At 66.3% G+C, this 26,728-nt stretch carries 25 protein-coding genes; 23 read left to right on the plus strand and 2 right to left on the minus strand.

What is annotated here, in order from left to right; translation table 11 throughout:
• The first annotated feature begins 13 nt into the window (after positions 1 to 13).
• From surE to GQ57_RS26170, 5 genes are read left to right on the plus strand one after another with little or no spacing between them, the layout of a single operon-like run.
• Positions 14 to 775 (plus strand): 5'/3'-nucleotidase SurE, encoded by a 762-nt coding sequence (gene surE / locus GQ57_RS26150; RefSeq protein ID WP_031402976.1) that lies wholly within the window; start codon positions 14 to 16, stop codon positions 773 to 775.
• The gene (locus GQ57_RS26155) at positions 772 to 1,704 is read left to right on the plus strand and encodes a protein-L-isoaspartate(D-aspartate) O-methyltransferase (protein WP_034199443.1); all 933 of its coding nucleotides are present in this window, start codon (positions 772 to 774) and stop codon (positions 1,702 to 1,704) included. The genes surE and GQ57_RS26155 overlap by 4 nt, the downstream gene beginning before the upstream one ends.
• Before the next feature lie 5 nt (positions 1,705 to 1,709).
• Positions 1,710 to 2,597, plus strand: coding sequence for a peptidoglycan DD-metalloendopeptidase family protein (locus GQ57_RS26160; RefSeq protein WP_031402974.1), 888 nt, complete (start codon positions 1,710 to 1,712; stop codon positions 2,595 to 2,597).
• Between the two features lie 11 nt (positions 2,598 to 2,608).
• The gene (gene rpoS, locus GQ57_RS26165) at positions 2,609 to 3,697 is read left to right on the plus strand and encodes an RNA polymerase sigma factor RpoS (RefSeq protein WP_031402973.1); all 1,089 of its coding nucleotides are present in this window, start codon (positions 2,609 to 2,611) and stop codon (positions 3,695 to 3,697) included.
• A gap of 3 nt (positions 3,698 to 3,700) precedes the next feature.
• Positions 3,701 to 4,477, plus strand: a complete 777-nt coding sequence (locus GQ57_RS26170; RefSeq protein WP_034199440.1) for a 3'-5' exonuclease — start codon at positions 3,701 to 3,703, stop codon at positions 4,475 to 4,477.
• Between the two features lie 30 nt (positions 4,478 to 4,507).
• Here the strand turns inward: GQ57_RS26170 and GQ57_RS26175 are convergent, their stop codons facing one another.
• The gene (locus tag GQ57_RS26175) at positions 4,508 to 5,362 is read right to left on the minus strand and encodes an endonuclease/exonuclease/phosphatase family protein (RefSeq protein WP_034199439.1); all 855 of its coding nucleotides are present in this window, start codon (positions 5,360 to 5,362) and stop codon (positions 4,508 to 4,510) included.
• Between the two features lie 205 nt (positions 5,363 to 5,567).
• On the opposite strand from GQ57_RS26175, the gene rlmD reads away from it, so the two are divergent.
• Positions 5,568 to 6,965 (plus strand): 23S rRNA (uracil(1939)-C(5))-methyltransferase RlmD, encoded by a 1,398-nt coding sequence (rlmD, locus tag GQ57_RS26180; RefSeq protein WP_081895013.1) that lies wholly within the window; start codon positions 5,568 to 5,570, stop codon positions 6,963 to 6,965.
• A gap of 63 nt (positions 6,966 to 7,028) precedes the next feature.
• Here the strand turns inward: rlmD and GQ57_RS26185 are convergent, their stop codons facing one another.
• Complete coding sequence (locus GQ57_RS26185) at positions 7,029 to 7,727, minus strand: Bax inhibitor-1/YccA family protein (protein ID WP_006761414.1); 699 nt, start codon at positions 7,725 to 7,727, stop codon at positions 7,029 to 7,031.
• 250 nt (positions 7,728 to 7,977) lie between these two features.
• Here GQ57_RS26185 and ndk point away from each other — a divergent pair, with 250 nt between their 5' ends.
• From ndk to GQ57_RS26270, 17 genes are all read left to right on the plus strand, one after another.
• The gene (gene ndk, locus GQ57_RS26190; protein ID WP_017332230.1) at positions 7,978 to 8,403 is read left to right on the plus strand and encodes a nucleoside-diphosphate kinase; all 426 of its coding nucleotides are present in this window, start codon (positions 7,978 to 7,980) and stop codon (positions 8,401 to 8,403) included.
• Between the two features lie 55 nt (positions 8,404 to 8,458).
• Positions 8,459 to 9,598, plus strand: a complete 1,140-nt coding sequence (rlmN, locus tag GQ57_RS26195; protein ID WP_034199438.1) for a 23S rRNA (adenine(2503)-C(2))-methyltransferase RlmN — start codon at positions 8,459 to 8,461, stop codon at positions 9,596 to 9,598.
• A 186-nt stretch (positions 9,599 to 9,784) separates the two neighbouring features.
• On the plus strand, positions 9,785 to 10,810 hold the full coding sequence (locus GQ57_RS26200) for a helix-turn-helix domain-containing protein (protein ID WP_034199437.1): 1,026 nt from the start codon (positions 9,785 to 9,787) through the stop codon (positions 10,808 to 10,810).
• 112 nt (positions 10,811 to 10,922) lie between these two features.
• Positions 10,923 to 12,230 carry a flavodoxin-dependent (E)-4-hydroxy-3-methylbut-2-enyl-diphosphate synthase gene (gene ispG / locus GQ57_RS26205; RefSeq protein WP_031402966.1) on the plus strand — a complete coding sequence of 436 codons (1,308 nt, stop codon included), beginning with the start codon at positions 10,923 to 10,925 and terminating at the stop codon, positions 12,228 to 12,230.
• 16 nt (positions 12,231 to 12,246) lie between these two features.
• A complete protein-coding gene (gene hisS / locus GQ57_RS26210; protein ID WP_031402965.1) occupies positions 12,247 to 13,587 on the plus strand; it encodes a histidine--tRNA ligase in 1,341 nt (446 codons plus the stop codon).
• 55 nt (positions 13,588 to 13,642) lie between these two features.
• On the plus strand, positions 13,643 to 14,272 hold the full coding sequence (locus GQ57_RS26215; RefSeq protein WP_031402964.1) for a tetratricopeptide repeat protein: 630 nt from the start codon (positions 13,643 to 13,645) through the stop codon (positions 14,270 to 14,272).
• Positions 14,273 to 14,313: 41 nt separating this feature from the next.
• Entirely contained in the window at positions 14,314 to 15,459 is a 1,146-nt protein-coding gene (gene bamB, locus GQ57_RS26220; protein ID WP_034199436.1) for an outer membrane protein assembly factor BamB, read from the plus strand.
• 247 nt (positions 15,460 to 15,706) lie between these two features.
• Positions 15,707 to 17,044 carry a ribosome biogenesis GTPase Der gene (gene der / locus GQ57_RS26225; RefSeq protein WP_031402962.1) on the plus strand — a complete coding sequence of 446 codons (1,338 nt, stop codon included), beginning with the start codon at positions 15,707 to 15,709 and terminating at the stop codon, positions 17,042 to 17,044.
• Between the two features lie 153 nt (positions 17,045 to 17,197).
• A complete protein-coding gene (hfq, locus tag GQ57_RS26230) occupies positions 17,198 to 17,437 on the plus strand; it encodes an RNA chaperone Hfq (protein ID WP_006399927.1) in 240 nt (79 codons plus the stop codon).
• 72 nt (positions 17,438 to 17,509) lie between these two features.
• On the plus strand, positions 17,510 to 18,688 hold the full coding sequence (hflX, locus tag GQ57_RS26235) for a GTPase HflX (RefSeq protein WP_031402961.1): 1,179 nt from the start codon (positions 17,510 to 17,512) through the stop codon (positions 18,686 to 18,688).
• A 47-nt stretch (positions 18,689 to 18,735) separates the two neighbouring features.
• Positions 18,736 to 20,076 (plus strand): FtsH protease activity modulator HflK, encoded by a 1,341-nt coding sequence (hflK, locus tag GQ57_RS26240; RefSeq protein WP_031402960.1) that lies wholly within the window; start codon positions 18,736 to 18,738, stop codon positions 20,074 to 20,076.
• A gap of 15 nt (positions 20,077 to 20,091) precedes the next feature.
• The gene (hflC, locus tag GQ57_RS26245) at positions 20,092 to 20,991 is read left to right on the plus strand and encodes a protease modulator HflC (protein ID WP_031402959.1); all 900 of its coding nucleotides are present in this window, start codon (positions 20,092 to 20,094) and stop codon (positions 20,989 to 20,991) included.
• Positions 20,992 to 21,027: 36 nt separating this feature from the next.
• Positions 21,028 to 21,219, plus strand: coding sequence for a DUF2065 domain-containing protein (locus tag GQ57_RS26250; RefSeq protein WP_006478685.1), 192 nt, complete (start codon positions 21,028 to 21,030; stop codon positions 21,217 to 21,219).
• Between the two features lie 112 nt (positions 21,220 to 21,331).
• Positions 21,332 to 22,480 (plus strand): ATP phosphoribosyltransferase regulatory subunit, encoded by a 1,149-nt coding sequence (locus GQ57_RS26255; RefSeq protein WP_031402958.1) that lies wholly within the window; start codon positions 21,332 to 21,334, stop codon positions 22,478 to 22,480.
• Positions 22,481 to 22,593: 113 nt separating this feature from the next.
• Positions 22,594 to 23,940 carry an adenylosuccinate synthase gene (locus GQ57_RS26260; protein WP_031402957.1) on the plus strand — a complete coding sequence of 449 codons (1,347 nt, stop codon included), beginning with the start codon at positions 22,594 to 22,596 and terminating at the stop codon, positions 23,938 to 23,940.
• A gap of 6 nt (positions 23,941 to 23,946) precedes the next feature.
• The gene (locus tag GQ57_RS26265) at positions 23,947 to 24,543 is read left to right on the plus strand and encodes a phosphoribosyltransferase (RefSeq protein WP_031402956.1); all 597 of its coding nucleotides are present in this window, start codon (positions 23,947 to 23,949) and stop codon (positions 24,541 to 24,543) included.
• Positions 24,544 to 24,795: 252 nt separating this feature from the next.
• Positions 24,796 to 26,712, plus strand: coding sequence for a potassium transporter Kup (locus tag GQ57_RS26270; protein WP_031402955.1), 1,917 nt, complete (start codon positions 24,796 to 24,798; stop codon positions 26,710 to 26,712).
• The last annotated feature ends 16 nt before the right edge of the window (positions 26,713 to 26,728 follow it).

The following is a 26,728-nucleotide window of genomic DNA, read 5'->3' on the forward strand; positions in this document are numbered from 1 at the left end:
TTACAATCGCCGGATGCGAATCCTACTCAGCAACGACGACGGCTATCTCGCCCCCGGTCTCGCCGCGCTCAGCGAAGCGCTGCGGCCGCTGGCCGAACTCACCGTGATCGCGCCCGAGCAGAACTGCAGCGGCGCGTCGAATTCCCTCACTTTGTCGCGGCCGCTGTCGGTGCAGCGCGCGGCGGGTACGGGTTTCTTCTACGTGAACGGCACGCCGACCGATTCGGTGCACGTCGCGTTGACGGGGATGGCCGATGCCAGGCCGGACCTCGTCGTTTCCGGGATCAACAACGGCCAGAACATGGGCGAAGACACGCTCTATTCGGGGACGGTCGCCGCCGCCACCGAAGGCATCATGTTCGGCGTGCCGGCCGTCGCGTTCTCGCTGGTCGACAAGGGCTGGGCCCATCTGGCGGATGCCGCGCGCGTCGCCGCGGAAATCGTCGAGCACTACCTCGCGCATCCGCTGCCGGGCCAGCCGCTGCTGAACGTCAATATTCCGAACCTGCCTTACGGCGAGCTGAAAGGCTGGAAAGTCACGCGCCTCGGCAAGCGTCATCCGTCGCAGCCGGTGATTCGCCAGACCGACCCGCGCGGCGAACCGATCTACTGGATCGGCGCGGCGGGGGCGGCGCTGGATGCGAGCGACGGCACCGATTTCCACGCGGTGGCAAACGGTTTCGTGTCGATCACGCCGCTGCAGCTCGATCTCACGCATACGGAGATGTTGCCCGCGACACGCGAATGGGCGCGCGCCGGAGGACGGGTTTCATGAGCGGCGAGCGCGCGAAGCGGTTCCCGCTCGCGCTCGAAGATCTCAAGCGAGCGCCGCGGAAGTCGGAGGGGCGTGCCGGCGAGCGCCATGCGGCGGTCGCGGCGCCTAAGGCCGCCGACAAGCCCGCGGCCGTGCTGAAACCGGTTGCGGTGAAGCCCGTCGCGGTGCGAACGGCGCCACCCGGTTCCGCCGGCGCGAAGCCCGCGACCGCACCGAAGCCGACCGCGCTGAAGCCCGCATTGCCGAAGCCGGCTGCGCCGAACGTCGCGCAGGCCGGCGCGTTCGCGCTCACGTCGGAACGCGTGCGCGAACGGATGGTCGAACGGCTGCGTGCGAACGGCGTGACCGATGCGCGCGTGCTGGAAGCGATGGCCGCGGTGCCGCGCCACCTGTTCGTGGATCCGGGGCTCGCAACGCAGGCCTATGAGGATTCCGCGTTGCCGATCGGCCACCAGCAGACCATTTCAAAACCGTCGGTTGTTGCGCGCATGATCGAGCTCGCGATGGCCGGCCGTACGCTCGAGCGCGTGCTCGAGATCGGCACGGGTTGCGGCTATCAGGCCGCCGTGCTGAGCCACGTGGCACGCGACGTGTATTCGATTGAACGCATCAAGCCGCTCTACGAGCGCGCGAAGCTGAACCTGCGGCCGCTGCGCGTGCCGAACATCCGTCTGCACTACGGCGACGGGCGTGTCGGCCTGCCGTCCGCCGCCCCGTTCGACGCGATCGTGATCGCGGCGGCGGGGCTCGACGTGCCGCAGGCGCTGCTCGAGCAGCTCGCGATCGGCGGGCGGCTCGTCGCGCCGGTCGGCGCGCAGAGCGGGCAGCACCAGGTGCTCACGCTCGTCGAGCGCGTCGCGCACGCGCAATGGCGGGAGTCGCGGCTTGATCGCGTTTTCTTTGTCCCTTTAAAATCCGGAGTAATTTGAAACCGATGAGTATGTTGCGCGCGATGCAAAACAACCGTTCCAGGGAACCGCTCACGCTCGCCCAGCGCGCGATCTGTGTAGCCGCGTTCTCCACGCTACTGGCCGCCTGTGCGACGCGGCTCGACAACGCGCCCGTCGTCGATCGCTCCGGTTCGCTCGGCACGACCGCCGCCGCGCAACCCGCGGCACCGCTTCCGCCGGCGCCGCCGGGTTACTACCGGGTGAAGCCGGGCGACACGCTGTACCGGATCGCACTCGAAAACGGGCAGAACTATCGCGACATCGCCGCGTGGAACAACCTGGCGAACCCGAACCAGATCGAAGTCGACCAGCTGCTGCGCGTTTCGCCGCAAGCCGGCGCCGCGGTTGCCGGCACGCAGGTCGCCGCACCGATCGGCGCCGCCGCCGTGGCCACCGCGCCGCTCAGCAGCGGCCCGGCGACGCCGGCCGCCGGCACGTCGTCCGCAGCCGTGACGCCGCCTGCCGCGGCAGCCGCCTCGAGCGATACGGCAGCCGCGCCGAGCGGCCCCGTGACGTTCGCGTGGCCCGCGCGCGGCCCCGTGCTGAACGGGTTCGACGATGCGAAAAACAAGGGCGTCAATATCGGCGGCACGGCCGGCGAAGCCGTGAAGGCGGCGGCCGACGGCCGCGTCGTCTACTCCGGCAACGGGCTGCGCGGCTACGGCAACCTCATTATCATCAAGCACGATGCAACTTACCTCACGGCATATGCACACAATCGCGCTTTGATGGTAAAAGAGGGGGACGCGGTAACGAAGGGGCAGAAGATCGCCGAGATGGGGAACAGCGATTCCGACCGCGTGATGCTGCATTTCGAGGTTCGCCGGCAGGGTAAACCTGTCGATCCGCTGAAGTATTTGCCGCCTCAATAACCGAGACGACCATGCCGAAATCGAAGCGCCACGAGCCGCAAGCCGAATCTGAGAAGATCAGTCGTGCCACGCAAGCATCGGTGGGGCGAGAGGGTGCTTCGACGGAAGACGACGATGACGTCGCGGAAAACGAACGCGATATCGAGGCGCGCGACGCCGAGGCGGACGGCGGCGACGACGAGCGGGAAGGGCGCTCCGAAGCAGCGCCCGATGTCGACGATTTCCGCACGCTGCTGCAGGCCGAACTCACGGCCGACACGATCCAGCATTACCTGAACCGCATCAGCGTGAAGCCGCTGCTGACCGTCGAGGAAGAGCAGCGCTATTCCCGGCTCGCGAAGGCCGGCGAATTCGAGGCGCGGCAGGTGATGATCGAGCGCAACCTGCGTCTCGTCGTCAGCATCGCCAAGGGGTATCTGAACCGCGGCGTGCCGCTGCTCGACCTGATCGAGGAGGGCAATCTCGGCCTGATGCACGCGATCGAGAAATTCGACCCGACGCGCGGCTTCCGTTTCTCGACCTACGCGACGTGGTGGATCCGGCAGAGCATCGAGCGGGCGATCATGAACCAGGCCCGTACGGTGCGCCTGCCCGTGCACGTGATCCGCGAACTGAACCAGGTGCTGCGCGCGAAGCGCCATCTCGAAAAAAATTCGATGTCGACGGGCGAGGCGGCCGAACGCCGCGAAGCCAGCATCGACGACATCGCCTATCTCACCGGCAAGACCGCCGAGGAAGTCACCGATATCCTCGCGCTCAACGAGCACACGGCGTCGCTCGATGCGCCGCTCGACCTCGATCCCGCGAGCAGCCTGCTCGACCTGCTGCCCGACGACCAGAGCCAGTCGCCCGACGCCGAGGTCCAGCACCGCGAGCTCGAGACGCTGACGCGTGCATGGCTGTCGCGGCTGTCCGACAAGCATCGGCACGTGATCGAGCGCCGCTTCGGCCTGAACCACATCGAACCGGCGACGCTCGAGGAGCTGGCCGACGAGATGGGGCTCACGCGTGAGCGCGTGCGCCAGATCCAGCAGGAAGCGCTGGTGCGCCTCAAGCGGTTCTTCGCCTCCAACGGCGTGCGCAAGGACGCCGTTCTGTAACCGATGACTCCGATTCTTGTTTTTGACATCGAGACGATCCCCGATGTCGACGGCATTCGCCGTCTGGAAGACCTGCCCGCGACGCTCGACGACGCCGCAGTAGCCGAGCACGCGTTTGCCGCGCGCCGCGAGAAGACCGGCGGCGATTTCCTGCCGCACCACCTGCAGCGCATCGCGGCGATCTCGTGCGTGTTCCGCGACAACAACGGTTTTCGCGTGCGCTCGCTCGGCACGCCGCAGGACAACGAAGCGACGCTGATCCAGTCGTTCTACCGCGTGATCGAGAAATACACGCCGCAGCTCGTCTCGTGGAACGGCGGCGGTTTCGATCTGCCGGTGCTCCATTACCGCGCGCTCGTGCACGGCATTCCCGCGACCCGCTACTGGGATCTCGGCGAGGACGACCGCGAATTCAAGTGGAACAACTACATCTCGCGCTATCACTCGCGGCATACCGACCTGATGGACGTGCTGGCGATGTATCAGGCGCGCGCGAATGCGCCGCTCGACGCGCTCGCGAAGATGTGCGGCTTCCCCGGCAAGCTCGGGATGGACGGCAGCCAGGTGTGGCCTGCGTTCCAGGGCGGGCGGATCGAGGAAATCCGCAACTATTGCGAAACCGACGTCGTCAATACCTACCTGCTGTATTGCCGATTCCAGCTGATGCGCGGCGGCCTGACCCCGAGCGAATACGCGGACGAGATCCTGCTGGTGAAGAACTCGCTTGCCCAGGAACTCGCGCCGCACTGGGCCGAGTACCTCGCCGCGTTCGACGCGTAACGCGGGCCGGTCGCGTCGGCATCGGCGCGATCAGGCGAGTTCGAGCAGTATCGGCTGGTGATCCGACGCGCGCACGTCGCCGTCGATTTCGCAGCGCATCACGCGCGGCAGCAGCGTCTCGGTGACGAACACGAAGTCGCACGCGAGCGGCCCCTCCGTCCATTGCGCCGTGTCGTGGACGCCGGCCGTCGGCGGCGGCTGGTGGCCGGGGTGCCGCGCAAGCCAGGCGTCGACGAAACTCGGCGCATCCGCGATCGGCTCCAGGAGGCGGCGGTAGGCTTCGCTGCCGAACGCGCTGTTGAAGTCGCCGCAGACGATCGCGTCGCGCGGCTGGCCGGTCGCGCTGAAGGGCCCCTCGGCGGTTTCGGCGGGCGCCGGTCGGGCTGCGTGTGCGCAGGCCTCGCGATGCCGGTTGCGCAGTGCATCGACCTGTGCGAGCCGCTGGCGCGCCGAATAATATTCCAGGTGGGTAGTGACCACGCGCAGCGCGCCGAAGGGCGCCTGCAACTCGACGTCGAGCGCGACGCGCGGCATCGACGGCACGCCGGCATCGGCCGGCCACGGCAGCAACTGGCGCAGTACGCGCCCGACCGGCAGCCGGGTCGCGATGGCATTGCCGAACTGGCGGCGCGGCGCACCCGTTTCGACGGGCGGCAGGTCGGCGCCGATCGCTTCGACGATCGTATGGCCGGGCAGCAGCGCCGCCAGCTCGGCGAACTGGTCGGGGCCGGGCCGCCCGGGCAGCGAGCCGAAGCCGCGCGTGACCTCCTGCAGGCACAGCACGTCGAAGTCGCCGAGCCGGCGGATGGCCGTGACGGTGCGTGGAAGGTCGACGACGCCGTCCACGTTCCGGCCCCATTGGATATTCCAGTCGATCAGTTGCATGGTCGTATCTCCTGCCGGGCGCATGCCGGGCCGGGGAGGCGGTCGGCTCCACGGTTCGCCCGGTTGCGGGGCGCCGGTTCGCCCGTTCCGGCGCGTTGCGGGGCCGTGCGGGCTCGCGTATCGACGCTTGCGCCATGCAAAGCGGGCGATGCGGGCCTTCGTCGTCTACAATCTCGCCTTCTTCAACGTTTGTCAGGAAAAGCAGGTGTCCGAAGCCGTCCCCACTTCTGCGCGCAAATCGAAAAACGCGCCCGTCGCGCCCGGGCCCGCCCCGGTTCTCGAGATCGAATCGCTCGACATGGAAGCGCGCGGTGTCGGCCGCACGATCACCGAGGACGGCGAGCCGGGCAAGGTCATCTTCGTCGAGGGCGCGCTGCCGGGCGAGCGCGTGACCTATTCGAGCTACCGCCGCAAGCCGAGCTACGAGCAGGCGACGGTTGTCGACATTCTGCGCCCGAGCGTGATGCGCACGAAGCCGAAATGCGCGTTCTTCGGCACCTGCGGCGGCTGCTCGATGCAGCATCTCGACATGCGAGCTCAGGTGGCGGTCAAGCAGCGCGTGCTTGAGGACAACCTGTGGCATCTGGCGAAGCTGCGGGCGGAAACGATGTTCGCGCCGATCCACGGCCCGTCGTGGGGCTATCGTTATCGTGCGCGGCTGACCGTGCGCAACGTGGCGAAGAAGGGCGGCGTGCTGGTCGGGTTCCACGAGAAGAAGAGCAGCTACGTGGCCGACATGACGAGCTGCGAAGTGCTGCCGCCGCATGTGTCGGCGATGCTGGTGCCGCTGCGTCGGCTCGTCGAGGGGCTGTCGATCCGCGATCGGATGCCGCAGATCGAGCTCGCGGTCGGCTCGGCGGTCACCGCGCTCGTGCTTCGCGTGCTGGAGCCGATCAACGCGGACGACGAAGCGCTGCTGCGCGCGTTCGCGGACGAACACAAGGTGCAATTCTGGCTGCAGCCGAAGGGCCCCGATACGGTGACGCCGTTCTATCCGCTCGACGTGGCGCTCGACTACACGCTGCCGGAGTTCGGCATCCGCATGCCGTTCAAGCCAACCGACTTCACGCAGGTCAATCATCAGATCAATCGCGTGCTGGTGGGCCGGGCGCTGCGCCTGCTCGCGCCGTCGCGCGACGATCGCGTGCTCGACCTGTTCTGCGGGATCGGCAACTTCACGCTGCCGCTCGCGCGGCTGTCGCGCGAGGTGATGGGCATCGAGGGCAGCGAGACGCTGACGACGCGCGCGCTGGCGAACGCGCGAGAGAACGGCGTCGACGGCCACACGACGTTCGCGTGCCGGAACCTGTTCGAAGTGACGGGCGACGACATCCGTGCGCTGGGCGCATTCGACAAGTTCCTGATCGACCCGCCGCGCGAGGGGGCGCTGGCGGTATCGAAGGCGCTGGCCGAGATCGCGCAGAGCGGCGAGGGCCCGTTGCCGAAGCGCATCGTATACGTGTCGTGCAACCCGTCGACGCTGGCGCGCGACGCGGGCCTGCTCGTGCACGAGGCCGGCTACCGCCTGAAGGGCGCCGGGGTCGTGAACATGTTCCCGAATACATCGCATGTCGAATCGATTGCACTGTTCGAGCGCGATTGAGCGATGCGGCGGATGTAAAAAAACCGGCCCTCGGGCCGGTTTTTTCATGGGGCGGGGTGCGCGTCAGTTGCGGTTGCCGCCGAAGATGCCGAGCAGCGCGAGCAGGTTCGTGAACACGTTGTACAGGTCGAGGTAGATCGCGAGCGTCGCCGAGATGTAGTTCGTCTCGCCGCCGTTCACGACGCGCTGGACGTCGAACAGCATGTACGCGGAGAAGATCGCGATCGCGAGCACGGAGACGGTGAGCATCAGCGCCGGGAGCTGCAGGAAGATGTTCGCGACCGAGGCCAGCAGGATCACGATCACGCCCATGAACAGCCATTTGCCGAGCCCCGAGAAGTCGCGCTTGCTGACGGTGGCGATCGTCGCCATCGCGGCGAAGATGATGCCGGTGCCGCCGAACGCGAGCATGATCAGCGACGGGCCGTTCGAGAAGCCGAGGATGAAGCTCAGCAGGCGCGACAGCATCAGGCCCATGAAGAACGTGAAGCCGAGCAGCACGAACACGCCGGCCGCGCTGTTCTTGGTCCGCTCGATGGCGAACATGAAACCGAATGCGATCGCGAAGAACGCGAGCAGGCTCATCATCGGGCTGGTGGCCGCGAACAGCGAGAAGCCCGTCGCGACGCCGACCCAGGCGCCCAGCACGGTCGGCACCATCGACAGCGCGAGCAGCCAGTACGTGTTCCGCAGCACGCGGTTGCGAACCTCGGCGGTGCTGACGGAACCGCCGCGGCCGAAATTGTACGGATAGTCGTTCATGGTTTCTCCTAACATTGAACGCATGGGCGTCCGGGGCCGGTTCGGCACACGCGGTGTGCGGCGCAGCAAACCGGAGCAGCTATGGCTAAGATACGTTCCGCGCCGGGAGGTTTCAATGGCCGGACGACGCAAAAACATATGGATTCTGAACCTTTCATGCGTGTAAGGGTTCAATCGCAATGATACACGGGATCGTGCTACAATAGCGGATTCATTTGAACCTGTAACTTCTTAATTTTTTGGAGTTTTTATGGCAATCGAGCGCACCCTGTCGATCATCAAGCCGGATGCGGTGGCAAAGAACGTGATCGGCCAGATCTACAGCCGTTTCGAAGGCGCCGGCCTGAAGATCATCGCATCGCGTATGGCGCACCTGTCGCGTGCCGACGCAGAGAAGTTCTACGCGGTTCACGCAGCACGTCCGTTCTTCAAGGATCTCGTCGATTTCATGATCTCCGGCCCGGTGATGATCCAGGTTCTGGAAGGCGAAGGCGCGATCCTGAAGAACCGCGACCTGATGGGCGCAACGGATCCGAAGAAGGCGGAAAAGGGCACGATCCGTGCCGATTTCGCCGACAGCATCGACGCGAACGCGGTGCACGGCTCGGACGCAGCGGAAACCGCGGCGGTCGAAGTCGCGTTCTTCTTCCCGGAAATGAACGTTTACTCGCGTTAAGCCCTGGCTGACAGCAGGTAGGCAGGATTCAGCGCAAGCGGCAAGGCAGCACATCATGACGAGCGAAACTTCCGTCAATCTTCTCGACTTCGATGCCGAGGGTCTTGTCGCGTACTGCGGCAGCCTCGGCGAGAAGCCGTTCCGCGCCAAGCAGTTGCAGCGCTGGATCCACCAGTACAACGCCGGCGATTTCGACGGCATGACCGATCTCGCGAAGTCCTTGAGGGAAAAACTCAAGGGCCGCGCCTCGATCGGAATGCCCCAGATCGCCAGCGATCACGTTTCCGCCGACGGCACGCGCAAGTGGCTGATCGACGTCGGAAACGGCAATGCGGTCGAAACCGTGTTCATCCCGGAAGAGACGCGCGGCACGCTGTGCGTGTCGTCGCAGGCGGGGTGCGCGGTCAACTGCCGCTTCTGTTCGACGGGCAAGCAGGGTTTTTCCCGCAACCTGTCGACAGCCGAAATCATCGGCCAGCTGCGGATGGCCGAATTTGCGTTGCGCGCGTCGCTGGGTCGCGCGCCCGGCCCCAACGGCAAGGCCGAACGGGTCGTCACCAACGTGGTGATGATGGGCATGGGCGAGCCGCTGCTGAATTACAGCGCGGTCGTGCCCGCGATGCGGCTGATGCTGGACGACAACGCATACGGCCTGTCGCGCCGCCGCGTCACGCTGTCGACGTCGGGCGTGGTGCCGATGATGGACCGCCTCGGCGCCGAGTTGCCGGTTGCGCTGGCCGTTTCGCTGCACGCGCCGAACGATGCGCTGCGCGACGAGCTGGTGCCGCTCAACAAGAAGTATCCGCTGCGCGAGCTGATGGCGGCATGCCAGCGTTACCTGACGGTCGCGCCGCGCGACTTCATTACGTTCGAATACTGCATGCTGGACGGCGTCAACGACACCGAAGCGCATGCGCGAGAACTGCTGGCCGTCACGCGCGACGTGCCGTGCAAGTTCAACCTGATCCCGTTCAATCCGTTTCCGGAGTCGGGCCTCATCCGCTCGAAGCCGGAGCAGATCAAGCGCTTCGCACAGGTCCTCATCGACGCGGGTGTCGTCACGACCGTGCGCAAGACGCGCGGCGACGATATCGATGCCGCGTGCGGCCAGCTGGCCGGCGCGGTGAAGGATCGCACGCGCCTCGCGGAACGGACGGGCGCAGCAGGGAAAATCATCGAAGTTCGAGCCGTTTGACGGGGTGCTTGGCCGGGGCGCGCCGGGTGCGTCCGGCCTCGGAGGTTCGAACCTTTTGGCGGTACAACACGCGAATAGCGATCGGTCGCGGCGCCTCGGCGTCGCGCATGGTATGGACAGTTGCGGGTGCTGGCCGGCGGGAGCCGGCGGCGGCCGCCAGCAAGAAGAATCGACGCGAGGACAAGGATGAGTGAGCCGCAGCCGTCTAACGGCGCAGAGACGAATGCCGCGAAGCCGGCACCGGCGGGACTGGAATCGCTGGCGGCGGTCGGCAGCCGGCTGGCGCAGCTTCGGGAGACGAAGGGCTGGACGGTCGACGACGTGTCGGCGCGACTCAAGGTCGCACCGCAGAAGCTTCGGGCGCTCGAGGCCGGCGACATCAGCCATTTGCCCGGCGTGACCTTCGCGCTCGGCGTGGTGCGCAGCTACGCGAAGATGCTCGGCGTCGATCCGGAACCGTTCGCGCAGGCGTTGCGCCGCGAGCGCGGGGTGCCGGAGGTCGACCTGTCGATGCCTGCGTCGTCGGGGACGGATCTGCCGCGCGGCCGCGTGTCGATTCCGCTGGGCGGCTCGTCGCGGCACCATCCGTGGCTGTGGGGCACGGCGATCGTCGTCGTCGCGGTGGTTGCCGTACTGATGTGGCACACTGGCGGCGATTCGTCGGGCCTGCTCGCGCGTTTCAGGGGCGGCGACGCGGAACATGCGTCGGCCGCGAGCGCGCCGGCGGCGGCCGCTTCGTCCGGTGACGAGGCAGCCTCGAACGGCGCGTCGGCCGTGGTTGCCAGTGAGGTTCCGGCCCCGGTTGCTGCGTCCGTAGCGCCTGCGCCTGCTCCGGTGGTCGCATCGGCCGTTCCGGCGCCGGTGGCTCCGGTCGCGCCGGCTGCTGCATCGCAGCCTGTCGTGGCAACGACGGCGGCGAGTGCCGCCGCTCCGGCCGAGCCGGCGAGCGTCGCGGTGGCGGCGGGCCAGTCGGTGGTCGAGCTGAAGGTCAAGCAGGATTGCTGGTTCAGCGTGCGCGACAAGAACGGCAAGGAGCTGTTCTCGTCGCTGGTGAAGGCCGGCGAGACGAAGCAGGTTGCCGGCGAAGGGCCGTTCAAGGTCACGATCGGCAACAAGGCAGGCCTCGACGCGGTTGCGTTCGACGGGAAACCTGTCGATCCGGCAAAATATTCGGCAGCGCGGGGTAACGTGGCGCGGTTCACGTTGCCCTGACGTCAAGCGCCATGGCGAAGGCCTGTCGTCGATAACGGCAGGCCGCGACGACACGGCGCTTTTTCAATTCATGCGCCGCGTAGCGGCGTATTCCGCGTAAATGGATCTATCGATGCAATCCGAAGCTCAATCCCCACGCAGCAGTCAGATTTGTTCAACCGAGCCGGTGTTCGGCGGGCATCAGCCGCGCCGCGTATCGCATGCGGTGAATGTCCGCTGGGGCGGGCAGCTCGTGACGATCGGCGGCGACGCGCCGGTGCGCGTGCAGTCGATGACGAATACCGATACGGCCGACGCGATCGGCACGGCAATCCAGATCAAGGAACTCGCGAACGCGGGCTCCGAACTGGTGCGCATCACGGTGAACACGCCCGAGGCAGCGGCCGCCGTGCCGGCGATCCGCGAGCAGCTCGACCGGATGGGAGTGACCGTGCCGCTCGTCGGCGATTTCCACTACAACGGCCACCTGCTGCTGCGCGACTACCCGGGTTGCGCGGAGTCGCTGTCGAAATACCGGATCAATCCCGGCAACGTCGGCCAGGGCGCGAAGCGCGACACGCAGTTCGCGCAGATGATCGAGGCCGCTGCCAGGTACGACAAGCCGGTGCGGATCGGCGTGAACTGGGGCAGCCTCGACCAGGACCTGCTCGCACGCATGATGGACGAGAACGGCGCGCGTGCGCAGCCCTGGGACGCACAGAGCGTGATGTACGAGGCGCTGATCCAGTCGGCGATCGGCTCGGCCGAACGGGCGGTCGAACTGGGTCTCGGCCGTGACCGCATCGTGCTGTCGTGCAAGGTCAGCGGCGTGCAGGACCTGATCGCCGTGTACCGCGAACTCAGCCGCCGCTGCGGTTTCGCGCTGCACCTCGGGCTGACCGAGGCCGGCATGGGCTCGAAGGGCATCGTCGCGTCGACGGCCGCGCTCGGCGTGCTGCTGCAGGAAGGGATCGGCGACACGATCCGCATTTCGCTGACGCCGGAACCGGGCGCGTCGCGCACCGGCGAAGTGATCGTCGGCCAGGAAATCCTCCAGACGATGGGCCTGCGCTCGTTCGCGCCGATGGTGATCGCGTGCCCGGGCTGCGGCCGTACGACGAGCACGCTGTTCCAGGAACTGGCGATGCAGATCCAGACCTACCTGCGCGAGCAGATGCCGGTCTGGCGCAAGGAATATCCGGGCGTCGAGACGATGAACGTCGCGGTGATGGGCTGTATCGTCAACGGCCCGGGCGAATCGAAGCACGCGAACATCGGCATCAGCCTGCCGGGCTCGGGCGAGAACCCGGCCGCCCCCGTCTTCATCGACGGCGAGAAGGTCAAGACGCTGCGCGGCGAGCGGATCGCCGAGGAATTCCAGCAGATCGTCAGCGACTACGTCGTACGCAACTATGGCCGCGCGGAAGCGGCTGCGAACTAATTCGTCCACACACACGATGACTGAACAGAAACGCAAGATCGAGAAGCTCACCGGCGTCAAGGGCATGAACGACATCCTCCCGCAGGATGCCGGCCTCTGGGAGTTCTTCGAAGCCACCGTGAAATCGCTGCTGCGCGCATATGGCTACCAGAACATCCGTACGCCGATCGTCGAGCACACGCAGCTTTTCACGCGCGGCATCGGCGAAGTCACCGACATCGTCGAGAAAGAGATGTACAGCTTCACCGACGCGCTGAACGGTGAGCACCTGACGATGCGTCCGGAGAACACCGCGGCCGTCGTGCGTGCGTCGATCGAGCACAACATGCTGTACGACGGCCCGAAGCGCCTGTGGTACATCGGCCCGATGTTCCGTCACGAGCGTCCGCAGCGCGGCCGCTACCGCCAGTTCCACCAGGTCGGCGTCGAGGCGCTCGGCTTCGCGGGTCCCGATGCGGATGCCGAGATCATCATGATGTGCCAGCGCCTGTGGGACGACCTCGGCCTGACCGGCATCAAGCTCGAGATCAATTCGCTCGGCCTTGCCGAGGAACGTGCCGCGCACCGCGTCGAACTGATCAAGTATCTCGAACAGTTCGCCGACGTGCTCGACGAGGATGCGAAGCGCCGCCTGTATACGAACCCGCTGCGCGTGCTCGACACGAAGAATCCCGCGCTGCAGGAAATCGCGCAGAACGCGCCGAAGCTGATCGACTTCCTCGGCGACGAATCGCGCGCGCACTTCGAAGGGCTGCAACGCCTGCTGCTCGCGAACAACATTCCGTTCAAGATCAACCCGCGTCTCGTGCGCGGCCTCGACTATTACAACCTGACCGTGTTCGAGTGGGTGACCGACAAGCTCGGCGCGCAAGGCACGGTCGCGGCCGGCGGCCGCTACGACCCGCTGATCGAGCAGCTCGGCGGCAAGCCGACCGCCGCATGCGGCTGGGCGATGGGCATCGAGCGCATCCTCGAACTCCTGAAGGAAGAGGATCTCGCGCCCGAGCAGGAAGGCGTGGACGTATACGTCGTGCACCAGGGCGAGACCGCGCGAGAGCAGGCGTTCATCGCGGCCGAGCGCCTGCGCGACACGGGCCTCGACGTGATCTTCCACTGCAGCGCCGACGGCGCGACGGCGAGCTTCAAGTCGCAGATGAAGCGGGCCGATGCGAGCGGCGCCGCGTTCGCGGTGATCTTCGGCGAAGAAGAGATCGCGAACGGCACGGTGGGCGTGAAAGCGCTGCGCGGGACGGGCGACGACGGGGAAAAGAACGTTCAGCAGACCGTACCGGTCGAAAGCTTGACCGAATTCCTAATCAATGCGATGGTTGCATCCGCCGAAGACGGCGACGACTGATCGCGCTGACATCCGCTCGACAAGAAACGCCTGAACAGGAAGGAATCGCTCGCCGATGAGTTATCACGACGAACAAGAATCGATTGAAAGTCTCAAGGCATGGTGGGCCCGCTGGGGCAACCTCACCACGTGGATCGTGCTCGCGGCGCTGGTCGTCGCGGCCGGTTTCAACGGCTGGAACTACTGGCAGCGCCGTCAGGCCGCCGAGGCATCCGGGCTGTACGAGCAGGTCCAGAAGGCCGCCGCCGCGAACGACAAGGTCACGATCGCTCGCGCGGCCGGCGACATGGAAGACAAGTTCGGCAGCACGCCGTATGCGCAGATGAGCGCGCTCGCGGCCGCGAAGACGCTGTACGCGGCCGGCGACACGGCCGGCGCGAAGGCGCAGCTGCAATGGGCCGTCGATCACGCCAAGGATGACGAGTACAAGCAGATCGCGAAGCTGCGTCTCGCGTCGCTGCTGCTCGACGAGAAGGCGTACGATGCGGGCCTCGCGCTGCTGTCCGGTACGCCGCTCGACGCATTCAAGGGCCTCGTGGCCGATCGCCGCGGCGATCTGCTGGCCGCGCAAGGCAAGACCGACGATGCACGCGCCGCTTACAAGCTCGCGCTCGACGGCCTGTCGAAGGACGACCAGTCCGCGCGCCAGCTCGTGCAGTTCAAGCTGGACGCGCTCGGCGGCTGAATCCCGGCCCCCTCAACCTCTTAACTCTGCTTCGCTAACCGATGAATTTGCTGAAACGTTACGCTGTGCCCGTTGCCTGCGCGGCGGCTGTCCTGGTATTGGCGGCCTGCTCGTCGTCGAAGGATGCGCGCCGCGTGCCGACGCCGCTCACCGAGTTCAAGCCCGTGATGGACGTGCAACAGGTCTGGAAGGCGAGTGTCGGCAAGGGCGGACGCTACCTGTTCTCGCCGGTGGCCGTGGGCGACGCCGTCTATGCGGCGGGCGAAAACGGTTCGGTCGAGAAGATCGACGCGAAGACGGGCCAGACGGTCTGGCGCTCGAAGCTCGATTCCGACCTGTCGGCCGGTGTCGGCAGCGACGGCAACCTCACCGCGGTCGGCGCGCTGAAGGGTGGCGTATTCGTGCTGGGCCCGGACGGCAAGCAGCTCTGGAAGACCAGCGTGCAGGGCGAGATCTTCTCGCCGCCGCTCGTCGGCAACGGCCTCGTGGTCGTGCGTACGATCGACGGCCAGGTGATCGCGTTCAATGCGCAGACGGGCGAGCAGAAGTGGAACTACCGCAACCGCGCGGTGCCGTTGAACCTGCGCGTGTCGGCCGGCATGACGTTCGCGGGCGACGCGGCGGTGCTGGCGGGCTTCCCGGGCGGCGGCCTCGTCGCGATCAACGTGCAGACGGGCGAGCCGTTCTGGCAGACGCCGGTGTCGTTCCCGAAGGGCGTGACCGAGGTCGAGCGCATCAACGACGTCAGCGGCCCGCCGACCCTCGTGGGCGCGGAAACCTGCGCGGTGACGTTCCAGGGGCAACTCGGCTGCTTCGACGCGAATTCGGGCCGCCCGCTGTGGGAAAAGTCGTTCTCGAGCCGTAGCGGCCTCGCACAGGACGATTCGGTGGTCGCCGGCGGCGACGACTGGTCGGTCATCACGGCGTACGACGCCGCGTCGGGCAACCAGCTGTGGCGCAACGACAAGCTGAAGAGTCGTGACGTCAGCGTGCCGTACCTGCTCGGGCATGCGGTCGTGATGGGCGATTACAAGGGCTTCGTGCACTTCCTGTCGCGCGAAGACGGCAGCTTCATCGCACGGATGACGACCGACGGCAGCGCGATCACGGCGGCGCCGGTCCTGGCGGGCAATACGCTCGTCGTGCAGACGAAGGACGGCGGCCTGTACGGATTCCGTCCGCGCTGACGCGCAGGAAACATGCGCGGCTGCGGCACGGCGGGCGGGTCCCGCGCGTGCGGGCCGTGCGACATGAAGGCGGCCGGTGTCCCCGGCCGCTCGGTATTTGAAAGGCAGTTCGAGACGAAAGACGACGGCGCGCAACGCGCGCCCGGCGCGCGCATCCGGCGCGGCGCGAATTCGTGATATTTTCATTCAGCGCAGCCGCCCGCAGCAGCGGGCCTCCCGCTGCTGCGCATCACCGTAGAAAACACAGATGAAACCGGTCATTGCCCTCGTTGGGCGCCCCAATGTGGGGAAATCCACGCTGTTCAACCGGCTCACGCGCTCGCGCGATGCGCTGGTCGCCGACTTGCCGGGCCTGACGCGCGATCGCCATTACGGCGAGGGGCGCGTCGGCGAGCGCCCGTACCTGGTCGTCGATACCGGCGGCTTCGAGCCCGTCGCGAAGGACGGCATCCTGCACGAGATGGCGCGCCAGACGCGACAGGCGGTCGAGGAAGCCGACATCGTCGTGTTCATCGTCGACGGCCGCAACGGGCTCGCCCCGCAGGACAAGTCGATCGCCGACTACCTGCGCAAGACCGGCCGGCCGATCTTCCTCGTCGTCAACAAGGCCGAGGGGATGAAGTACACGTCGGTCGCGGCCGACTTCTACGAGCTCGGCCTCGGCGACCCGCGCGCGATCTCGGCCGCGCACGGCGACGGCGTGACCGACATGATCAACGAGGCGCTGGCGGTGGCCTACGCGGATCGTCCCGAGGAAGAGGACGAGAACGACCCGTCGCGCGGCATCAAGATCGCGATCGTCGGCCGCCCGAACGTCGGCAAGTCGACGCTCGTGAACGCGCTGATCGGCGAGGATCGCGTGATCGCGTTCGACATGCCCGGCACGACGCGCGATTCGATCTACGTCGACTTCGAGCGTAACGGCAAGAAATACACGCTGATCGACACGGCCGGCCTGCGGCGTCGCGGCAAGGTGTTCGAGGCGATCGAGAAGTTCTCGGTCGTGAAGACGCTGCAGTCGATCTCCGACGCGAACGTCGTCATTCTGCTGCTGGATGCGCAGCAGGATATTTCCGACCAGGACGCGCACATCGCTGGCTTCGTCGTCGAGCAGGGCCGCGCGCTCGTGATCGGCGTCAACAAGTGGGACGGGCTCGACGAGCATGCGCGCGATCGCGCGAAAGCAGATTTGACCCGCAAGCTGAAGTTCCTCGACTTCGCGAAATCGCACTTCATCTCGGCCGCGAAGAAAACGGGCATCGGCGCGCTGATGCGCTCGGTCGACGACGCCTACGCGGCGGCGATGACGAAGCTGCCGACGCCGAAGCTCACGCGCGCGCTGATCGAGGCCGTCGAGTTCCAGCAGCCGCGCCGTCGCGGCCCGGTGCGTCCGAAGCTGCGCTATGCGCACCAGGGCGGCCAGAATCCGCCGATCATCGTCATCCACGGCAACGCACTCGACGCCGTGACGGAAACGTACAAGCGCTACCTGGAAAACCGGTTCCGCGAAACTTTCTCGCTGACCGGGACTCCATTGCGCATAGAGTTCCGTTCGTCGAACAACCCGTACGCGGACAAGGGCTGACGCGCCTGCCGCACGCGCCCCGCAACGTATAGGCCGCAAGGCCTGCGTGCCGGGCGGGGCAGGCAAAATCGGCTATAGTGTAGCGATTGGCGCCGGATCTCTTTTTCTTCGCCGCCAATCCAGATCAACCTGCAAAAAAAGATGGAGTACGCCATGAGCAACAAAGGGCAATTGTTACAAGACCCGTTTTTGAACGCACTGCGCAAAGAGCACGTTCCCGTTTCGATCTACCTCGTCAACGGCATCAAGCTTCAAGGGAACATTGAATCGTTCGACCAGTACGTCGTGTTGCTCCGTAATACGGTGACCCAGATGGTCTACAAGCACGCCATCTCGACGGTCGTGCCGGCGCGCCCGGTGAATTTCCACCCGGACGCGGAAGCCTCGTCCTAACCCATTGCAGCGGCCGGCATCCGGTCGCCGCGAGCGACCGATGCCAGCCGCCTTATCTTGACACCCGATAATTTGATCAACGCAGCGCTCGTCGGCATCGATTTCGGCAAGACCGATTTCGAAGCCAGTCTTGAAGAACTCAGTCTTCTCGCCTCCAGCGCGGGGGCCCGTCCCGCCGTCACCCTCACGGGTCGTCGCTCCAGTCCCGATGCCAAGATGTTCATCGGCAGTGGCAAAGCCGAGGAACTACGGCTTGCCTGCGACGCGCACAACGTCGAAATCGTCATTTTCAACCACGCACTGGCGCCGGCCCAGCAACGCAATCTGGAGCAGGCACTTAACAGGCGCGTGATCGATCGTACGAGCCTCATCCTCGACATCTTCGCGCAGCGCGCCCGCAGCCACGAAGGCAAGCTGCAGGTCGAGCTCGCGCAGCTGCAATACCTGTCGACGCGGCTCATTCGCGCGTGGACCCACCTCGAACGGCAAAAGGGCGGTATCGGCCTGCGCGGCCCCGGCGAAACCCAGCTCGAAACCGACCGCCGGCTGATCGGCGAGCGCATCAAGATGCTGAAGTCGCGGCTCGACCGGCTGCGCCGGCAACACAGCACGCAGCGCCGGCAGCGCGCGCGCAGCGGCACGATGTCGGTGTCGCTCGTCGGCTATACGAACGCGGGCAAGTCGACGCTGTTCAATGCGCTGACGAAAGCGCAGGCCTACGCGGCCGACCAGCTGTTCGCAACGCTCGATACGACGTCGCGGCGCGTGTACCTCGGCGACGAGGTCGGCCAGATCGTCGTGTCGGATACCGTGGGGTTCATCCGCGAGTTGCCTCACCAGCTCGTCGCCGCGTTTCGCGCGACCCTCGAGGAAACGATCCACGCGGATCTGCTGCTGCACGTGGTCGATGCGTCGAGCGCGGTCAGGCTCGAGCAGATCGAGCAGGTCAACGGCGTGTTGCACGAGATCGGCGCGGACACCATCCGGCAGGTGCTGGTATTCAACAAGATCGACGCCGTGCCCGAACTGGCGGCCCGCGGCGACGCGGTCGAGCGGGACGAGTATGGTAATATTTCGCGCGTCTTTTTGAGCGCGCGCACCGGTCAGGGTCTTGACGCGTTGCGTGCCGCCATCGCCGAAATCGCCTCCGCGGAACACCTTTCCGGTGCGACGTCGTCCGACGACGGCGCGCTCGACGGCGTACCCGCTGAACCACACGAAGACCACACGATTTCCGAACACGGGCGCTAACCGGTCCCGGCCGGTTCGCCGGCGTCTAATCTGGTGAACAAACTCTGGTGAACGAATACAACGAGCGGAGTACCTGGCGGCGGATGCGCGCCTTGCTGTCGATCAATGATCCCCGTTGGGGACGCGGCGAAGGCAATGGCAAAGACGGATCCCGTCCCCGTGCGAACGAATCGAAACGTCCGCAAGGCGGCGACGGCGATGGTCCGCCCGATCTCGACGAGATGTGGCGCAATTTCAACCGGCGCCTGAATGGCCTTTTCGGCGGCAAGGGCGGCAACGGCTTCCGTCCCGACAACGGGCGCGCGGCGCGGGTCGGCGTCGGCATCGTGATCGGCGTGCTGGTCGCGGTCTACGCGGGCAGCGGGCTGTTCGTCGTGCAGGACGGCCAGACCGGCGTCGTGCTGCAGCTCGGCAAGCTGTCGGGCACGGTCGGCCAGGGTGTCCACTGGCGCGCGCCGTATCCGTTCGCGTCGCACGAGATCGTCGACACGTCGCAGGTCCGCTCGATCGAGATCGGCCGCAACAATGTCGTGCGCCTCGCGAACGTGAAGGAAGCGGCGATGCTGACGCGCGATGCGGATATCGTGGATGTGCGCTTCATCGTCCAGTACCGGATCCGGTCCGCGACCGACTACCTGTTCCGTAGCGTCGATCCCGAGCGCAGCGTCTCGCAGGCCGCCCAGGCGGCGGTGCGTGCGATCGTCGGTACGCGCAGCGCGGCCGACGTGCTGAACCAGGACCGCGACGCACTGCGCGGGCAGCTTTCCGCCGCGATCCAGCGCGATCTGGATCGCTACCAGTCGGGGCTCGAGGTGACGGCCGTCACGATGCAGAGCGTGGCGGCGCCCGAGCAGACCCAGGCCGCCTACGGCGAGGTTGCGAAGGCGCGCGACGAGCGCGAGGCCGCGAAGCGCGCCGCGCAGGCGTACGCGAACGACCTGCTGCCGAAGGCGCAGGGCGATGCCGCGAAGCTCGTCGACGAAGCGAAGGCCTATGCCGATCGCGTGGTCACGGAAGCCGAGGGCGATGCCGACCGCTTCAAGCAGGTCTACGCGCAGTACTCGAAGGCGCCGGCGGTGATCCGCGAGCGGATGTACCTCGAGACGATGCAGGAAATCTATTCGAACGCGACGAAGGTGTTCGTCGGCAACAAGGGCGGTAACAGCGTCGTGTATCTGCCGCTCGACAAGCTCGTCGAGCAGGGGCGACAAAGTGCCGCGGCGTCTCCCGGCGCGTCCGCGCCCGATGCGGCGTCGGCACCGGCGGCCGTCGCGCCGGCCGCAGCCGCTCCCGCGAGTGCGGCGTCGGCCGCGGCGGCATCGGGCAATGACATGCTGCGATCGCGCGACGGGTTTCGCAGCCGGTCGCGTGAAGACGATCTGAAGTAACGGGGAGCGCAGAACATGAACCGAATCATTGCGCTCGTCGTCGCAATCGTGATCGTCGCTTTCGCGGCGTCCTCGACGATCATCACCGTCGATCCGCGCCATACGGCCGTGCTGTCGGGGCGCGACGGCGCGCAGCCCGAGCTGGCAGGCCCCGGCATTCATTTCAAACTGCCGCCGCCGCTGCAGACGGCCACGCTGATCGACACGCGCCTGCAATCGCTCGAGTCGTCCGATCCGCTGCAACTGGCCACGCAGGACAAGCACGACCTGCTCGTTGCCTACGCGGTGAAGTACCGGATCAGCGATCCGGTGAAGTATTTCACGGCGACGGGCGGCGATCCGGCGGCTGCCACCGATCGCCTGGCTGGCGCGCTGAAGAGTGCGCTCGGCGATGCGTTCGGCGCGCGCGCGCTCGACGACGCTCTCGGCGGCCAGCGTGCGATCGCCGATGCGGCCCGCGACGACGTGAAGGCGAAGGCGTCCGGTTTCGGCGTCGACGTGGTCGACGTCCAGCTGACGCGGGTCGATCTGCCGGCCGCGCAGACGGACGCCGTCTACCAGCGGATGATCGGCGCGCTGCGCGATCAGGCGGCGCAGGAGCGTGCGCAAGGCGATGCCGACGTCGAGCAGATCAAGGCCGACGCCGAGCGCGAACAGCAGGCCGTGCTCGCGAACGCGTACAAGTCCGCGCAGACGATCAAGGGCGAGGGCGACGCCAAGGCCGCGACGATCGCCGCCGATGCGTTCGGCCGCGATCCGCAGTTCTATCAGTTCTACGCGAGCCTGCAGGCCTACCGGAACACGTTCAAGCGCAACGACATCATCGTCGTCGACCCCGACAGCGAGTTCTTCCGCTTCATGCGCAGCCCGACGGGCGGTGCCGCACCGGCGGCGCCTGCTCCCCGCAAACATTGACCTTGGGGCGCCGCGTCGAGCGGCGCCGTCGCTCGCATGGACCTGGCTGGCTCGTTGTTGCTCGCAGTAGCGCTGATGCTGATCATCGAGGGTGCATTCCCCTTCGTGTTTCCCGTCGCCTGGCGCGACACGTTTCGTAGAATAGCCGAGCGGCCGCCGCATCATATCCGGATCGGCGGGCTGATCGTGATGGTGCTCGGGCTCGTGCTGCTGCTGCTCGCCACCTGACCTGGGGCTCGATCCAGACGGCGCACCCGCCGTTTGTCCGCCCGATCCAGAATTTCCGATTCACATCGCGGCGCGCGTGTCGCGCGCCGTTTCCCGTCGTAGGACCGTACCGATGTCGACCTGGTTACTTCCCGAGAATATCGCCGACGTACTGCCGTCGGAAGCGCGCAAGATCGAGGAGCTGCGCCGCAGGCTGCTCGACCGCTTCCGTTCGTACGGCTACGAAATGGTGATGCCGCCGCTGCTCGAGTATCTCGAGTCGCTGCTGACTAGCGGCGGCGCCGATCTGCGCCTGCGCACCTTCAAGCTGGTCGACCAGTTGTCGGGGCGTACGCTGGGCCTGCGCGCGGACATCACGCCGCAGGTCGCGCGAATCGACGCGCACCTGTTGAACCGCCAGGGCGTGACGCGGCTCTGCTACGCGGGCCACGTGATGCATACGCGCCCGCGCGGGCTGCACGCGACGCGCGAGCAGATCCAGATCGGCGCCGAAATCTACGGGCATGCCGGGCTGGAAGCCGATCTCGAGATCCAGCAGCTGATGCTCGATGCGCTGCATCTCGCGGGCCTGTCGAACGTCCGTCTCGACCTCGGGCATGCGGGCGTGCTGGCGGCGCTGCTGGGGCGCGACGCACAGGCCGCCGAGCGCGGCGAGTCGCTGTACGACGCGCTGTCAGGCAAGGACGTGCCGCTGCTGAACGAACTCACCGACGATCTCGGCGCCGACACGCGCGCCGCGCTGCGCGCGCTGCCGCATCTCTACGGCGACGCGAGCGTGCTTGCCGAGGCGCGTGCGCGGTTGCCGGTGCTGCCCGAAATCACGCGGGCGCTCGACGATCTGGCGCAACTCGCCGCGCAGGCGAAGGGTGTCGAGGTCGCGATCGATCTCGGCGATTTGCGCGGCTACGCGTATCACAGCGGCGCGATGTTCAGCGCCTACATCGACGGCGTGCCGAACGCGATCGCGCGCGGCGGCCGTTACGACCACGTCGGTCAGGCCTACGGCCGGGCCCGTCCGGCCACGGGCTTCTCGCTCGACCTGCGCGAACTCGCGCGGATTTCGCCGGTCGAGGCGCGCGGCACGGCGATTCTCGCGCCGTGGGCGCAGGACGACGCGCTGAGCGCGGCCGTTGCGGCGCTGCGCGATGCGGGCGAAGTCGTGATTCAGGCGCTGCCCGGCCATGACCACGTGCTCGACGAATTCGCATGCGACCGTTCGCTCGTCGAGCGTCAGGGCACATGGGTGGTCGAACCCCGATAAACAGGCGTTCGCGGCGTGTGCTTCGGCGTGCATATCGTTGAAGCGAAACGGAAAAATTCGGAATCGCCCGCGAACATAGGTAGAATACGTTTTTAACCAGCTAACGAATCAACATGTCTGCCAGCGCAGTGAACGTGACTCCCGGGCGCAACGTCGTCGTCGTGGGAACGCAATGGGGTGATGAAGGCAAGGGCAAGATCGTCGACTGGCTGACGGACCACGCTCAGGGCGTCGTGCGTTTCCAGGGCGGTCACAACGCCGGCCACACCCTCATCATCGGCGGCAAGAAAACGATCTTGCGCCTCATTCCGTCGGGCATCATGCGTGAAGGCGTCGCCTGCTACATCGGCAACGGCGTCGTCCTGTCCCCCGAAGCACTGTTCAAGGAAATCGGCGAGCTGGAAGAGGCCGGCGTGAACGTACGCGACCGCCTGTTCATTTCCGAAGCGACGACGCTGATCCTGCCGTATCACATCGCGATCGACCAGGCGCGCGAAGCGCGCAAGGGCGCGGGCAAGATCGGCACGACGGGCCGCGGCATCGGCCCCGCGTACGAAGACAAGGTTGGCCGCCGCGCGCTGCGCGTGCAGGACCTGTTCGACGCGAAGACCTTCGCCGACCGCCTGCGCGAAAACCTCGATTTCCACAACTTCGTGCTGACCCAGTACCTGGGCGGCACGGCCGTCGATTTCCAGGCCACGCTCGACACGATGCTCGGCTATGCCGACCGCCTGAAGCCGATGGTGGCCGACGTGTCGCGCCGCCTGTACGACGCGAACAATGCGGGCCAGAACCTGCTGTTCGAAGGCGCGCAGGGCACGCTGCTCGACATCGATCACGGCACCTATCCGTTCGTCACGTCGAGCAACTGCGTTGCTGGCGCGGCGTCGGCCGGCGCGGGCGTCGGTCCGCAGAAGCTCAACTACATCCTCGGGATCACGAAGGCGTATTGCACGCGCGTCGGCTCGGGCCCGTTCCCGAGCGAACTGTACGATGCGGACAATCCGCAACGTCAGGACCAGGTCGGCGTCACGCTCGCCAACGTCGGCAAGGAATTCGGCTCGGTCACCGGCCGTCCGCGCCGCACCGGCTGGCTCGACGCGGCCGCGCTGCGCCGCTCGATCCAGATCAACGGCGTGTCGGGCCTGTGCATGACGAAGCTCGACGTGCTCGACGGCCTCGATGAAGTCAAGCTGTGCGTCGGCTACAAGATCGACGGCAAGGATGCGGACATCCTGCCGCGCGGTGCGGCCGACGTGGCCCGTTGCGAGCCGGTATACGAAACGTTCGTCGGCTGGAAGGAAAGCACGGTCGGCATCAAGACGTGGGAAGCACTGCCCGCGAACGCGCAGGCTTACCTGACCCGCGTTCAGGAAGTGGCTGGCGTGCCGGTCGACATGGTGTCGACGGGCCCGGACCGCGACGAGACGATCCTGCTCCGCCATCCGTTCAAGGTGTAACCCCAGATGACGCAGCAAATCACGATGACGGCGGCAGACTTGATGACCGATCCGCGCAACGACGACAAGAATCTGTGGGTAGGCTGGGACGAGTATCACCGTCTGATCGAACTGCTCGCGCTCCAGGTGCATGCATCGGGCTGGAAGTTCGACCAGATCCTGTGCCTCGCGCGCGGCGGCTTGCGTGTCGGCGATCAACTGTCGCGTATCTACGACGTGCCGCTGGCGATCCTCGCGACGAGTTCGTACCGCGAAGCGGCCGGCACGGAGCAGGGCGATCTCGACATCGCGCAGTACATCACGATGACGCGCGGCAACCTGGGCGGCAACGTGCTGCTGGTCGACGATCTCGTCGATTCGGGCGTCACGCTCGCGCGTGTGCAGGAGCATCTGAAGGAGCGCTATCCGGCCGTGACGGCCGTGCGTTCGGCGGTGCTCTGGTACAAGGGGTGCTCGAAGGTCAAGCCCGACTATCACACCCAGTATCTGCCGACGAATCCGTGGATTCATCAGCCGTTCGAGGAGTGGGACACGGTGCGTCCGCACAATCTGGAGGCATGGATCAAGCGCGGTCGCGCGCAGCGCGACGGTTCGGGCGCTTAAGCGTCCGGCCGGATCGAAGACATGCCCGGAACGGCGCCGCTTGCGGCGCCGTTTTTCATTTGGAGTGCCGTGGATCCGATAGGCAGACGGCGGCGCCCCGGCTATGATGGCAGCCCTGCCACAGCTCGCGCCCGATTGCATGCGCAGCGTGGATCGCGTGGTTCCACGGCAACAGCGCAGGACGGTGTTTCACGGGGGCGCGAGTAGAATAGCGCTCGTTTTGTCCGACCCGGACCCGATTATTACGCTTCTATGAACGACACGATCCAAGCGACCGACGCCGCACACGCGCCGCATTCGACGCAACAGCACTCGATGCGGGCGCTAGCGATAGCAGCCATCGGCGTCGTGTTCGGCGACATCGGCACCAGCCCGCTCTATTCGCTGAAGGAGGCGTTCAGCCCCTCACACGGCATTCCGCTCACCGAAGGTTCGATTCTCGGCGTGATCTCGCTGTTGTTCTGGGCGATCATCCTGGTGGTCGGCATCAAGTACCTGCTGTTCGTGATGCGGGCGGACAACAACGGCGAAGGCGGCGTGCTCGCGCTGATGGCGCTGTCGTTGCGGCCGCTCGACTCGAAGAGCCGCGTCGCGGGGGCGCTGATGGCGCTCGGGATCTTCGGCGCCTGCATGTTCTACGGGGACGCGGTGATCACGCCGGCGATCTCGGTGATGTCGGCCGTCGAAGGCCTCGAGATCGCGACGCCTCACCTGTCCCACCTCGTGATGCCGATCACGATCGTGATCCTGATCGCGCTGTTCTGGATCCAGCGGCACGGCACCGCGCTGGTCGGCAAGCTGTTCGGCCCGATCATGGTGCTGTGGTTCATCGTGATCGCCGCGCTCGGCGTGTACCACATCGCGCGCGTGCCGGGCATCATCGCCGCGATCAACCCGTATTACGCCGCGTCGTTCATGTCGGAGCACGTGCTGCAGGCCTACGTCGTGCTCGGCTCGGTCGTGCTGGTGCTGACGGGCGCGGAAGCGCTCTATGCGGACATGGGCCACTTCGGCGCGAAGCCGATCCGGCTCGCCGCATACGGGCTCGTGATGCCGTCGCTGGTGCTGAACTACTTCGGCCAGGGCGCGCTGCTGATCCAGAATCCGAAGGCGATCGAGAACCCGTTCTTCCTGCTCGCGCCGGACTGGGGGCTGCTGCCGCTCGTCGTGCTGTCGACGGTCGCGACCGTGATCGCGTCGCAGGCGGTGATCTCGGGCGCGTATTCGCTGACGTCGCAGGCCATCCAGCTCGGGTATGTGCCGCGCATGAAGGTGCTGCATACGTCGGAGCTCGCGATCGGCCAGATCTACGTGCCGGTCGTGAACTGGCTGCTGCTGTTCGTGATCCTCTGCATCGTGGTCGGCTTCAAGAGCTCGGACAACCTCGCGGCCGCGTACGGCATCGCGGTGACGGCGACGATGGTGATCACGACCGTGCTGGCGGCGGTCGTGATGGTGAAGGTGTGGAACTGGAACCGCCTGCTGGTGGGCGCGATCATCGCCGTGTTCCTCGCGGTCGATCTCGGCTTCTTCGGGGCGAACCTGCTGAAGGTCGCGCAGGGCGGCTGGCTGCCGCTCGGCATCGGTGCGCTGCTGTTCTTCCTGCTGATGACCTGGTACAAGGGGCGTCACATCGTCAAGGAACGCACGGCGGCCGACGGGATTCCGCTCGAGCCGTTCCTGCAGGGCCTGCTCGCGCATCCGCCACATCGCGTGTCGGGCACCGCGATCTATCTGACCGGCAACGACAAGCTCGTACCGGTGAGCCTGCTGCACAACCTGAAGCACAACAAGGTGCTGCACGAGCGGACCATTTTCCTGACGTTCGTCACGCGCGACATTCCCTATGTGCGCGACGACAAGCGCCAGACCTCGCGCGATGCGGGCGGCGGGCTTTACATCGTCAAGGCCGAATACGGCTTCAACGAGACGCCGGACGTGAAGGCCGTGCTTGAGGAATTCGGCCGCTCGCACGACATGACGTTCGAACTGATGGATACGTCGTTCTTCCTCGCGCGCGAAACGGTCGTGCCGACGCACCTGCCCGGCATGTCGATCTGGCGCGAGCGCGTGTTCGCATGGATGCACCAGAACGCTGCGAAGCCGACCGATTTCTTCTCGATTCCGGCGAACCGGGTCGTCGAACTCGGCACGAAGATCGAGATCTGATCCCGGGCGTGGCGCG

Source organism: Burkholderia sp. MSh2 (assembly GCF_000731655.1).
Taxonomy (GTDB): Bacteria; Pseudomonadota; Gammaproteobacteria; order Burkholderiales; family Burkholderiaceae; genus Burkholderia; species Burkholderia paludis.